The organism is Streptomyces sp. NPDC055239 (assembly GCF_053606205.1).
Map to the genome: position 1 here is coordinate 227,388 of NZ_JBSGRD010000005.1, position 11,986 is coordinate 239,373.

The window sequence follows — 11,986 nt, forward strand, 5'->3', positions numbered from 1 at the left end:
TGCCACACACCATCGACTTACTGCCAGTCCTGCGGCACACTCACGAACATGCTGAACAACGTGGCCGTCGTGCTGCTCGACGGCGTGAATCCCTTCGAACTCGGCGTCGTCTGCGAGGTGTTCGGCCTCGACCGGAGTGAAGCGGGCCTTCCCGTGTACGACTTCGCGGTGGTCGCCGGTGAGAGCGGGACCCTGAGCAATCACGCGGGTTTCACGATCACCACCGAGTACGGTCTCGACCGGCTCGAAGAGGCCGACCTCATCGCCGTTCCCGCGGGCCAGTCGTTCGCGCAGCGCGACTTCCCCGAGGATCTGCTCGCCGCCCTGCGCCGCGCGGTGGACCGCGGGGCCCGCATCCTCTCCGTCTGCTCCGGGGTCTTCGTGCTCGGCGCCGCGGGGCTGCTCGACGGCCGCCGCTGCGCCGTCCACTGGCGGCACTCCGCGGAGCTCGCCGTGCGGTATCCGCGCACCCGGGTCGAGCCCGACGTCCTGTACGTGGACGAGGGCCCGGTCATCACATCGGCCGGCACCGCCGCCGGGATCGACGCCTGCCTGCACATCGTGCGCCAGGAGCACGGCATCGAGGTCGGCAACGCCATCGCGCGCCGCATGGTCGTACCGCCCCATCGCGACGGCGGTCAGGCCCAGTTCGTGGAGCGCCCGCTGCCGCGCACGTCGTGCGACACCGTGGGCGGGGTGCTCGCCTGGATGGAGCGCCATCTGGACAGGGACATCACCGTCGAGCTGCTCGCCGAGCGCGCGCACATGTCACCGCGCACCTTCGCCCGCCGCTTCCAGCAGGAGACCGGCACCACGCCCTACCGCTGGCTCCTGCGCCAACGGGTGCTCCTGGCACAGGAGTTGCTTGAGGGCTCGGACGAGACGGTGGACGCCATCGCCGGGCGTGCCGGGTTCGGCAACGCCGCGGCGATGCGCCACCAGTTCCTGCGGGCGCTCGGCACCACACCCAACGCCTACCGCCGCACCTTCCGCGGACCGGCGGCCATCAGCGCCTCTCGGCCTTCAGAACCAGCCTCTTCGGCTGCAGGGTGATACCGATCTTCGTGTCGGCGTCGGTCTCCGCGATCGGCGCCAGGTGCCACTTCGGAGCCACCGTGGCCAGAATGATGGCGAGTTCGGCCAGGCTGAAGTGGTCACCCGGGCACTTGCGGTTGCCCGTTCCGAACGGCATCATCGCGAACTCCGGTACATCCGAAGCACGTTCCGGATTCCAGCGGTCCGGGTCGAACCGGAGATGCTGCTCGAAGGAACGCGGATCGCGTTGCATCGCATACACGCTGTAGACGATGTCGGCGTCGGCCGGAATGCGGTAGCCACCCAGGTTGGTCTCTCCCACCGACCGGCGCGTGAATATCCAGGCAGCCGGCTGTATACGCATGGCCTCGGTGACGACATTCCGGGTGTGCGGAAGGTCCTTGAGGTCGGCGAATGTGATCTCCCGATCCGGTGCGACGGCATTTACCTCTTCAACCAATCGCCTTTCCTGCTCGGGGTGTTCGGCCAGCAGATGGAACGTCCATGCCAAGGTCGACGCGATATTCTCGGCGCCCGCCACGACGAGGGAGATGACATGGTCATGGACCTCCTGATCGCTGAGCGGCTGACCTGATTCATCGTGCGCCCGCAGCATTTCGGCCAACAGGTCGTCCCGGTCGGCTCCCGCCGCCCTTCCTTCGGCGATGATCTCGTCGACCAGGGCGTGCAGATCGGCGAGCGCGCTCTGGAAGCGGCGGTTCCCCTGGGTCGGCACGCGGTACAGCGGACCGACCGAGAGCACCATCCTGCGGTAGAGCCCCTCGAAGACGGTGTGCAGCGAGTCGGCGATGCGGTCCGCCTTCTCGCCGATCGCGTCGACCTCGAGGAGCGAGCGGGACACGATGCGCACGGCCGTGCGGAACATGTCCGCGTTGATGTCGACGGTTTCGCCCGAGCGCCAGCGTGCGGCCGTGGCGCGGGCCTCCTCCTCCATCACCTTGGCGTAGTCGGCGATCCGTTCGCGCCTGAACGCGGGCTGCATCATGCGCCGTTGACGCTTGTGCGTCTTGCCGTTACTGGTCGCCACACCCTTGCCGAGGAGCACTTCCAGGGTGTCCCAGAGGGGCCCTCCGACGATGTAGTCGGGGCTCCGCAGGAGCTGCCCGACCAGCTCCGGGTCGCAGACCGCGTACGCCGTCTTGGGGCCGAGCCTGATGCGTACGAGATCACCGTGGTCCCGCAGCGCGGCGAAGAAGCCGAGCGGGTCGCGCACCAGGTTCCAGGCGTGCCCGATGAGCGGGGCGCCACCGCTGACGAGCGGTGGAGTCGCCGCCGGAGTCGCGGGTATCGCGGATTCGACGCTCATTCCTCACCTACCAATTCGTTTTCGGCCAAGCCGCTCATTGCCGCGTCGCTCACATACGGCGGAATGGACCTGTCGTCCCAGCTGTCCACCCGATAGCGGCCGGATTCGTGGTGGAACCAGTACACGGAAGAGAACCAGTTCCGCATGTTTGCGACGCACGATTCCACCGCGTCCGAGAGTTCCCTGCCGTATGCGCTTCCGTCGGCCAGCTGACCTGCGAGACGCAATACTTCCTGCTCCGCCACGAGGAATTCCGATACACATCGGGTCACCCGTCGGTGGACTTCCGCCACTGCCTCTTCGAGGGAAAGGCCCTCGTGGTGGATCAGGCTGATCCCGAGATTGTGCAGTTCATCTCCCGCGAGTTCCTTGGGAAGTGAGCACAGGTCGTTGTACCAGGCGGAGAAATCCTGCGTGGCGAGCGCAGCCCTCCGATATGCGGGATGCTTCCGCACGTCCTGCGGCAGCTCGCGGCGCGCCGTGGGTTCGAGCAGGTCGATCCACGTCCAGTGCGCGAACGTCAGCCTGCGCAGCTCGATGTAGGCCTCGACGGTCGGTACCGTGCCGGTCCTGCGGTTCCTGAACTCCAGGTCGTACGCCTCGATCACGCTGTGGAAGTGCCGGGCGAACCGGGCGTTCCAGCTGGGTCCGAGCTGCGAGTACAGCCGAAGGACGCAGTCGGCGAACCCCGCGACCAGAGGGTCGCGGTGGTGCACCTGTTGCCGGGGCGCCCGGAGCGTCTCGTGGAGGCCCCGGCACAGGCGGCGCCACTGCGCGGCCCTGCCGTGCACCGAGTCGCGGTCGTGCCGGTCGTCCCACGCGAAGAACCAACTACTGAGATCGGCTATCGCGCTGAGCAACTCATCGGGCGCGCCAATGTAGTAGCCGGCGACCAGGTCGGTGTAGCACAGGCTGTCGGCGTACCGCTCCACCTTGTCCGGGGGCATGAGGCGCATTTCGCGCAGCCATGTCCTGGATTTTTCCTGAAGCTCCGGCCAATACGGATGTAGTCGTCGCGGAAAATCTTCCTCGATCACCGGGAGCGCCAACGCCGGCGGCACGGATACCGCCGGTGTCTGTGACTGTGTCGGTGAAGTGCCAAATGAATATGCAGGCACGAACTGGCCCCTCTCAGCCGCTTGAGGACGTACGCCCCTCCCGCCGTGCCGGGCGCGCGCCGTTGCGTTTCCCCGCGCTTTCCATTCAGCACCACAACTGACCGTTCAGGGAACAGATTTGCGCCATTCACTACCCCCCAGTGCCGAAAAAATCCATGTACGTGACCAATTTTGGATCATCGCAAGCCTGTTTTGCTCGCACAGTTGACCGGTCCATACGAACACGGCATACGAACACGGCATGCGAACGGCCCCTGGACGGGAGGGAGATCCCGACCAGGGGCCGCAGGTGGCTCGCTTGCGCTTGGCTTGCGCCTCGGCTCGCTCAGTCGTTCGGCACGACGGGGTAGCGCGGAGTGCCCTCTTCCATCTGCCGCAGCGCGTCCTTGCGGTCGCGCTTGGAGAGGCGGTCGATGTAGAGGTAGCCGTACAGGTGGTCCGTCTCGTGCTGGAGGCAGCGCGAGAAGTAGCCGGTGCCCCGCACCTTGACGGGGTTGCCCTTCTCGTCCTGCCCGGTCACCTCGGCGTAGTCCGGGCGGGCCAGGTCGGCGTAGGCGGTGGGCACGGAGAGGCAGCCCTCGCCCGCCTCGTCCAGGCGGCGCCGCTCGGCGGGGAGCTCGCGCACCACGGGGTTGCAGACCACGCCGACGTGCCGCACGCCCTCGTCGTCCATGCAGTCGTAGACGAAGACCTTGAGGTCGACGCCGATCTGGTTGGCGGCGAGGCCCACGCCCTGCGCGGTCCGCTGGCTGGCGAACATGTCGTCGACGAGCTGCTGAAGGTCGTCGTCGAAGGCGGTGACGTCCTTGCACTCCTTGTGCAGCACAGGGTTTCCGACGACCGTGATGGGCCGGGATGTGCCGCGCTCGCGGTAGGCCGTCTCCCGCTCCTCGCAGTCCTCCGTGTCGATGACGAAGCCCTCGTCGTCTACGGGGAGGACCCCGCCCGAGGCCTGCTGCTCAGTGTCCTGCGCCATTGTCCGACGTACGCCTTCCTGGGAACCCACAAGAGATAGTGCCGGTACAGCCTACGGCCAGGAGTCAGCAGACCTCTTCCAGATCCCGCCAGTCACGGGAGTCCGGGCTGTCCGCGACCCAGCCGTCCAGGAGCCCGCGCACCAGTGCGGCGGGTGCCGCGATGCCGCACTCGCGCTCGGGCACCCACAGGGCGCCGGGGCTGCGATGGCCGAGCGGTCCTGGATGGCCGGGCTCGCTGTGGTCGTGCGGGTCCAGGTGTTCGCCGTCGCCCTCGTCGCTCGGCATGCGGCTCTCGGAGCACATGCGACAGAGCAGCCGTACGGACGACGACCAGTCCTCTGCGGCGAAGCCCGCGTCCGCCGCGAGCCTCTCCAGGGCGTTCCTGTCGTCCTCGGTGGCGGCCTCCAGGAGGACCACCCAGGTGGGGACCGGTGAGGGCGCCCACAGCTCGATCTCGTCGAAGACGGGATAGGAGTCCCCGGCCCCCGTCGTCCGCTCGCCGTGCGGGACGCCGTCGTGCAGCACGACCTCGCCCCAGCGGCGCCCGGAGGAGGGCAGCGGGATGGAGAGGATCTCGATCCTGGCGGGGTCGAGCCTGCGCCCCCACACGACCTCGGCCTCTCCTTCGGGCGAGAGCCGCACGGCGGCGCTGCCCAGGTCCATGCCGGTGGGCTCCCCGGAGGCGGCCACACCACCCGGAACGCGCAGGCCGTACGCCTGCCAGGCGCGCCGGGCGAGGGGCCAGTCCTGCAAGGCGGTGGCGGCGATCCCCACGTTCCACCAGTCGGGGGCCCCGGCCGACTTGTCGAGCAGCGCGACGGCCCGCAGCCCCGCGGCGCGCGCCTGCTCCCAGTCGTGCCGGAACTTATGGAGCAGGGCGAGGTTGAACCAGGACTCCGAGAGCCACGGTTCGAGATCCGCCGCGCGGGTAAGAAGCGCGCCCGCGTCCTCGTACCGCCCGTCGCCGATCAGCGTGAAGGCGCGGTCGGTGGCCTGCCGCCATGAGGCGGAGGGCCGGTGCCGTCCCTTGCCGAAGATCCTCACGATTCCCGCCTGCCGATTACTGAGTTCCTGTAGTCCCGCCGTGCCCCTGAGGGCCCTCTTCGCATCCAACCACGTACGGTCGGACGGCCGCTCATTACCCATGGGTTACCCAACCGGGGGCAAGCTATGACCGCCCCGTGCAAGGACGCGGGCCAGGGCTTCCACCACTTCGGGCTGGTAGTCGCGCCCTGTGCCCAGACGCAGCCGCTCCAGGGCGTTGAGCGGGCCCCCAGGACCTTCTCCCCTCGCCATCTCGTCGTACGCGTTGGCAGCTCGCACGATACGGGCGGCGAGGGGCTGCTCGCGATAGGGGTCCGCCTGCCGCTCCACGACCACGGCGACGTCGCCGTTCACCCCCGTCTGACGCACGACGGCGCCCCCGAGCAGGGCTATGCGCCGCTGTTCCGCGTCCGGCAGGGCCGCGGTGGCGCCCGCGGGCACGGGGTCGATGAGGGAGAGCTGCCCGATGTCGTGCATCAGGGCCGCGTACTCGAGGACGGCGAGGCCAGGAGCGGAGAGACCCAGCTCACGCCCGACGTCCCTGCTGAGCGCGGCGACGCGGCGGGCATGCCCCTGCGGGGTGTATCCGGCGATCTCGGTGGACCGGGCGAGCGAGGTGATGGTCTGCCGGTAGGTGGTCCGCACGGCGGCGTACCGCCCGAACGACAGCTGGGTCAGGAGCAGCGGCAGGCTGAACACCGGAAGCGCCCAGAGCCCCGCCACGGCGACCGCGAGCGCCATGACGGCCCCCGTCGCGCACACGGCGGACCCGATGCCGAGCATGGCCCGCAGCTCGTCGCGCAGGAGCGGCCCGAAGGGCCAGCGGGTACGGGCGTGCGCCATGGCCGCGGCGAGCACGGCGTCACAGAGGGCGGTCAGGACGAGCAGCGCGACGATGACGACGGCGAAGGCGGGCCCCTGCCCGGCCCACTCCCCCAACTTCCCCGCGTTGTAGAGCGGTTGGAAGCACGCGGCGGCGAACCCGACCGTGAGCACGCGCCGGGCCACGTGGTCGAGGGCGGGCCCCTTGCCGAGCGCCACGTTCGGCACGGCCCCGACGAGCGCGGCGGCCACGACGACGGCGATCACCTGGAACACACCGTGGTGCGTGGGCCGCCCCCCGACCTCCCCGAGCAGCGCGTACGCCAGCGCGCCCGCGGAACCGAGCGGCGCGGGCTCCCGATCGCTTCCACCGGCACCCCACCGGGCAAGCTCCCCCACCACCACAAGCCCCCCGAAGGCCAGCGCGACGCCACCTTCGGAGACTCCACGCCAGAGGGTCCAGCAGAGGGCGAGCAGGGTGAGGACTCCGGCGGATCCGTAAACCAGCGCCGTCACCGTTGTGGGCCGGCTGAACGGCTGGGTACGACCGTCGGCGCCGGGTTCCGACAGAGCGGCGCTCATCGTGCTCCCGCCCCGGGGGAAGTGGGAACGCCGGACTCCCCCTGTCGAGGGGACGGCACACTCCCCGCGACGTCAGCGGTCACCTCGGGGTGCCACCCGTACCGGCCGAGCGCCCGCTGCAACGCGGCGACCATGGCGGGGTCGAACTGCGACCCCGCGCACCGCGCCAACTCGGCCACGGCGGCATCAACAGGCCTCCCCCTCCGGTAGGACCTCGTGGACGTCATGGCGTCGAACGCGTCCGCGACGGCCACCACCCGCGCGAACTCCGGAATCTGCCGCCCCACGAGCCCGTACGGGTATCCGCTGCCGTCGATCCGCTCGTGGTGGTGGAGGATCGCCGCCCGCGCCTCCCCGAGGAAGCCGATCCCCCGCACCATCTCGTGCCCGTACTCGGGATGCAGCTCGATGACCCGCCGCTCCTCCGGGGTCAGCGGCCCGTCCTTGCGCAGCAGCCGGGTCGGTACGCCGAGTTTGCCCACGTCGTGGAGGATTCCGGCGAACCGCAGGCTCTCCACCCTCTCGTCCGCCATCCCCAGCTCCCGCGCGATCATCACGGAGGCCCGTCCCACGCGCTCGCTGTGCCCGCGGGTGTACCGGTCCTTGATGTCGACGGCCTGCACGAGCGCCCGGATCGTGGCCTGGTGGGCGGCCCGCTCGCGGTGGTACTGCGCGAAGACCCAGCAGGAGACCCCCATCGGCAGCAGCACGAGGAGCGCGGCGAGCGGCCCGTACGGACTGCGCCAGAGGACCGCCATCATCAGACCGGCGAGACCGTGCACCGCGACCGGCGCGAACGACCGCAGGAAGAGCCCCCGCCAGGCGGCCCGTACCGGCACCCGTTCCGCGGTGGCCAGGATGCCGCCGTCCAGGGCGGTCAGTACGGCGGAGAAGGCGAGGACGGCCGCTCCGGCGGGCACGAGGGCGTACGGGAAATGGGGCGCGGCCACCGCCTCGTGTCCGCCGAGCGCTCCGTACACCCACGCCGAAGCCCAGGCGGCCAGGACGAGTTGGGCCACGCGCCAGACCCTGCGCACCCACCGGGGGCTCCGCTCGACGCGGGCGAGCAGCGCCCCCGGCACCGCGACGAGCGCGGCGGCGGCGGGCGGCAGCAGGAAGACGGCGGCGAGCAGCACGGGGAAGAAGGTGCCGAGGCCGTTCGGGCCGCGGCGGCCGATGACCCGGCACCGCGATGCCTGCTCGCACCCCGCGTAGAGCGCGGCGAGGAGCCCGAGCGCGGCCCACGGCGTGTGCGAGGTCAGCGCGGGCGCCGCGCAGGCGCCTGCGGCCAGGGCGGCGCACAGGATGTAGGCGCGCGCCGACGGAGCGATGGACCGCATGGCACCGCCTCCTCCCCGTGACCGTCCAACTCCCCGTGACCGTCCAAGGTCCGGAGACTAGAACGGCCGCACCCCGCTCCGAGCCCCGCTCGCGGAAATTGGCACGTACGAGTGATGTGCGAGTGAGGGAGGACAGAAAAAAGCAGGTCGTGACGGACTCCCGTCACGACCTGCTCACTCTCAAACTGCCTCAACTGGCGAAAATTCAGGCTTCCTTGGCCCGCAGGCCCTTGGCCTGCACACTGCCCTCGGAGGCCACCGTCTCCACCGTCACGTCGTGCTCGGGCACGGCCTCGCCCGAGCGGATCAGGTCGATGCGTCCCATGACCTTGGAGCGCAGGTCGACCGGCACGTCGTCCTGGCCGCAGCAGCGCTTCACCAGTTTCTTGACCGCCTGCTCGAGGCCGTACTTCTCCAGGCACGGAGAGCACTCCTCGAAGTGCGTCTCGAACTTGGTGCAGTCGCTGTCCGGCATCTCTCGGTCCAGGAACTCATAGAGATGGTCCAGGACCTCACTGCAATCCGTCTCGTGCGGCTCTCCGCAGCTCATGAGCCTGAGCCTTTCGCTTCGTTCGACGACTCTGACGCAGCGCCGGCGGGGACGAGGCCGCGGTCACGGGCGTAGTCCTCGAGCATGCCGCGCAGTTGGCGACGGCCGCGGTGCAACCGGGACATCACCGTACCGATGGGTGTCCCCATAATGTCCGCGATCTCCTTGTACGCAAAGCCCTCTACATCGGCGAGGTAGACGGCGATACGGAATTCCTCGGGGATCGCCTGCAGCGCGGACTTCACGTCCGAGTCCGGCAGGTGATCGAGCGCCTGCGACTCGGCCGAGCGCAGACCTGTGGACATGTGCGACTCGGCGCGTGCGAGCTGCCAGTCCTCGATCTCCTCGGCGGCGCTGCGCTGGGGCTCGCGCTGCTTCTTGCGGTACGAGTTGATGAACGTGTTGGTGAGGATGCGGTACAGCCACGCCTTGAGGTTGGTGCCCTCACGGAACTGGTGGAACGACGCGTACGCCTTGGCGTAGGTCTCCTGCACCAGGTCCTCCGCGTCCGCCGGATTGCGCGTCATGCGCAGCGCCGCCGAGTACATCTGGTCGAGGAAGCCCAGGGCGTCCCGCTCGAAGCGGGCCGTGCGCTCCGCCGATGTCTCAGCGCTTCCGTCGGGTCGCTCCGCCTGGCCGTGCTCGGCCCCTGCGTCGGTCCCAGTGACCGGACCCACCTCCTCCGAAGACGTGGTGAGACCGAAAGCAGTCCCACTCGAATCGGAGGATAGACGACGATCCGGTCCCGCCGCCGCTCGAATAGGAGCGGTCTTGGGCGCGCTCAGCACCGTCCACTCCAGGTCAGGGGCGCTGGAGCGGGCCGGGCAGATGGTCGAACCCATGCGGTGGACTTCCTCTCGTACCTACAGCGTTTAGCGTCTGTTCGGCACAACAGAGGTCACGCACCCAACATTCCCGTCCACCGCGTGACGCCATCCGTGATGAGGGTCATGGCTTCGGCCTCTTTGATCTCCGCCCGTTTCGGGATCGCGAAGCCGTGGTCGCCGTAGGGGATCTCCAGGAGCTCGTACGTCCCCTCGGGGAACTCCGCGGGCTTCCCGAAGGGGTCGTTGCCGCCCTGTACGACGAGCGTGGGCACCCCGGCGCCGAGCAGCTCGTCCGCGCGGGACTTCTCCGGCTTGCCCGGCGGGTGCAGGGGGAAGCTGAGGGCCAGTACGGCGGCAGCGCCGAGCTCCGTGGCGGTGCGGCAGGCGACGCGGGCACCCGCGCTGCGGCCGCCCGCGATCACCGGGAGGCCGGGCTTCGCCACAGCGGGCCACAGGCCACGCCATCCCACGTCCAGCGTTTTCGGGGCGGGCGCGAGCTTCTTGCCCGCCACCCTCCAGGGCTGCTCCACGAGGGCGACGGTGACGCCGTGCGCGGGCAGGGCTGCGGCGACGGCCTGGAGGTCGCGGGCCTCGATACCGCCGCCGGCGCCGTGGCTGACGGCGAGCACGAACCGCGCTTCGGCCTTCGACGCGGGATGCCAGGTGATGCGCGCCTCACCGGCGTCGGTCTCGACGATCTCGCTCTTGATGCCGCTCTTGATCTCGCTCTTGGTCACGTCAGAAGAGTGTGCCTTCCTCCGGCCCCTCCAGCTCCGTAAGCAGCTCCGGCCCGTTGTTGCGTACGTTGCTGACCGCCGTCGACACCGGGTAGGCCCGCATCAGGCCGTGCGGCGGCGGCTCCAGGAGTGTCCGCAGGTCCTCGGGGTCCGTGCGTGAGGGGTCGAGCCAGGCGTCCCAGCGGTCCGGCGTCAGCATGAGGGGCATGCGCGGGTGGATGTCGGCCAGCGAGCGCGGGCCTTCCGCCGGTGCCTTCGCCAGGGGCGAGTTCTCCGCCTCCGTGGTGATCACCGTGCACGTCACCCACCAGGCGAGGGGGTGCTCGTCGGGGAGCGTCTTGTCGCGCCAGAACTCGTACAGGCCCGCCATCGCGAAGACCGAGCCGTCGGCGGGCGTCACGAAGTACGGCTGCTTGCGGGGGCGCTTCTTCTTGCCCTCGACCTCCAGATCCCGCTCGCCGGAGCCGGTGACCCACTCGTAGTAGCCGTCGGCCGGGATGACGCAGCGGCGCGAGGTGAAGGCCCGGCGGTACGAGGGCTTCTCGTGCACGGTCTCCGCGCGGGCGTTGATCATCCGGGCGCCGCCCTCGGGCGTCTTGGACCAGGACGGTACGAGTCCCCATTTGAGTGTGCGCAGCTGGCGAACCGGACGGGGGTCTTCAGCGTCTTTCACCGGACGGTCCAGGACCGCGTAGACCTCCTTCGTGGGAGCCACGTTGAAATCGGGGGCGAGCGCCTCTTCCGGCTCCCACTTCTCGATCTCAAAGATTCCTGCGAGATCCTCGGGCCTACGACTCGATGCATACCGTCCGCACATACGTGCCAGACTGCCAGACCCCGTACGACCAGAGGAGCCGGTCCCGACAATGGCACGAGCAGTGGAAAACATGGCGAACGCCAGCCTCACCGACCTCTGGGACCGGGTCTTCGGCACACAGGCCGCCCCGGACGAGTGGCTGGTGATCATCACCGGCCTCGTGGCGCTTGCCGTGGTCGTCCCGCACGGCGTCTGGCGGGTCGCCCGCAACGCGATCACCATCGCGCACGAGGGCGGCCACGGCCTGGTCGCCCTGCTCACGGGGCGCCGCCTCGACGGCATCCGGCTGCACTCCGACACCAGTGGCCTCACCGTCTCGCGCGGCAAGCCCACCGGGCTCGGCATGATCCTCACCGCCGCCTCGGGCTACACCGCGCCGCCCCTGCTCGGCCTCGGCGGCGCCGCGCTCCTGGCCGCCGGTCACATCACCGCGTTCCTGTGGCTCGCGACGGCGTTGCTCATCGTGATGCTCGTCATGATCCGGAACGCGTACGGCGCCCTCACCGTGATCATCACCGGCGGCACCTTCCTGCTCGTCTCCTGGCTGACCAGCTCTCAGGTGCAGGCGGCGTTCGCGTACGCGGTGGTGTGGTTCCTGCTCCTGGGAGGCGTGCGGCCCGCCTTCGAGCTGCAGTCCAAGCGCAGGCGCGGCGGCGCGGGCGACTCGGACGCGGACCAGCTGTCCCGGCTCACGCACGTACCCGCGGGGATGTGGCTCTTCCTCTTCCACGCCGTCTCGCTGTGCTCACTGATAGGCGGCGGTCGCTGGCTGCTCGACCTCTGAGCAGCGCCGACTGCGCCATTACCGTG

Annotated in this window: 12 protein-coding genes; 2 read left to right on the plus strand and 10 right to left on the minus strand. The window is 69.6% G+C overall.

Features of this window, described 5'->3' with window-relative positions:
• The first annotated feature begins 48 nt into the window (after positions 1–48).
• Positions 49–1,053 carry a helix-turn-helix domain-containing protein gene (locus tag ACWFRJ_RS19250; RefSeq protein WP_453531758.1) on the plus strand — a complete coding sequence of 335 codons (1,005 nt, stop codon included), beginning with the start codon at positions 49–51 and terminating at the stop codon, positions 1,051–1,053.
• On the opposite strand, the gene ACWFRJ_RS19255 is transcribed toward ACWFRJ_RS19250, so the two are convergent.
• The 10 genes from ACWFRJ_RS19255 to ACWFRJ_RS19300 all read right to left on the minus strand — a co-directional run bounded on the left by ACWFRJ_RS19255 (position 1,007) and on the right by ACWFRJ_RS19300 (position 11,176).
• Entirely contained in the window at positions 1,007–2,362 is a 1,356-nt protein-coding gene (locus ACWFRJ_RS19255; RefSeq protein ID WP_453531761.1) for a bifunctional albaflavenone monooxygenase/terpene synthase, read from the minus strand. The two genes, ACWFRJ_RS19250 and ACWFRJ_RS19255, sit on opposite strands and share 47 nt — an antisense overlap.
• On the minus strand, positions 2,359–3,480 hold the full coding sequence (gene cyc1 / locus ACWFRJ_RS19260) for an epi-isozizaene synthase (RefSeq protein ID WP_453531764.1): 1,122 nt from the start codon (positions 3,478–3,480) through the stop codon (positions 2,359–2,361). Before cyc1 ends, ACWFRJ_RS19255 begins: the two co-directional genes overlap by 4 nt.
• Before the next feature lie 325 nt (positions 3,481–3,805).
• Positions 3,806–4,456, minus strand: a complete 651-nt coding sequence (gene def / locus ACWFRJ_RS19265; protein WP_453531767.1) for a peptide deformylase — start codon at positions 4,454–4,456, stop codon at positions 3,806–3,808.
• Positions 4,457–4,520: 64 nt separating this feature from the next.
• Entirely contained in the window at positions 4,521–5,501 is a 981-nt protein-coding gene (locus ACWFRJ_RS19270; RefSeq protein ID WP_453531770.1) for a tetratricopeptide repeat protein, read from the minus strand.
• Between the two features lie 105 nt (positions 5,502–5,606).
• Positions 5,607–6,905: an HD-GYP domain-containing protein gene (locus ACWFRJ_RS19275; RefSeq protein ID WP_453531773.1), complete on the minus strand. Its 1,299-nt coding sequence runs from the start codon at positions 6,903–6,905 to the stop codon at positions 5,607–5,609.
• Positions 6,902–8,245, minus strand: coding sequence for an HD-GYP domain-containing protein (locus tag ACWFRJ_RS19280; RefSeq protein WP_453531776.1), 1,344 nt, complete (start codon positions 8,243–8,245; stop codon positions 6,902–6,904). The genes ACWFRJ_RS19275 and ACWFRJ_RS19280 overlap by 4 nt, the downstream gene beginning before the upstream one ends.
• A 205-nt stretch (positions 8,246–8,450) precedes the next feature.
• A complete protein-coding gene (gene rsrA / locus ACWFRJ_RS19285) occupies positions 8,451–8,795 on the minus strand; it encodes a mycothiol system anti-sigma-R factor (protein WP_453531779.1) in 345 nt (114 codons plus the stop codon).
• Positions 8,792–9,472 carry a sigma-70 family RNA polymerase sigma factor gene (locus ACWFRJ_RS19290; protein ID WP_453531782.1) on the minus strand — a complete coding sequence of 227 codons (681 nt, stop codon included), beginning with the start codon at positions 9,470–9,472 and terminating at the stop codon, positions 8,792–8,794. The genes rsrA and ACWFRJ_RS19290 overlap by 4 nt, the downstream gene beginning before the upstream one ends.
• 221 nt (positions 9,473–9,693) lie before the next feature.
• Positions 9,694–10,332 (minus strand): alpha/beta hydrolase family protein, encoded by a 639-nt coding sequence (locus ACWFRJ_RS19295; RefSeq protein ID WP_453532392.1) that lies wholly within the window; start codon positions 10,330–10,332, stop codon positions 9,694–9,696.
• 28 nt (positions 10,333–10,360) lie between these two features.
• Positions 10,361–11,176, minus strand: a complete 816-nt coding sequence (locus ACWFRJ_RS19300; protein WP_453531786.1) for an SOS response-associated peptidase — start codon at positions 11,174–11,176, stop codon at positions 10,361–10,363.
• Between the two features lie 70 nt (positions 11,177–11,246).
• Here ACWFRJ_RS19300 and ACWFRJ_RS19305 point away from each other — a divergent pair, with 70 nt between their 5' ends.
• Positions 11,247–11,960 (plus strand): M50 family metallopeptidase, encoded by a 714-nt coding sequence (locus ACWFRJ_RS19305; protein WP_453531789.1) that lies wholly within the window; start codon positions 11,247–11,249, stop codon positions 11,958–11,960.
• The last annotated feature ends 26 nt before the right edge of the window (positions 11,961–11,986 follow it).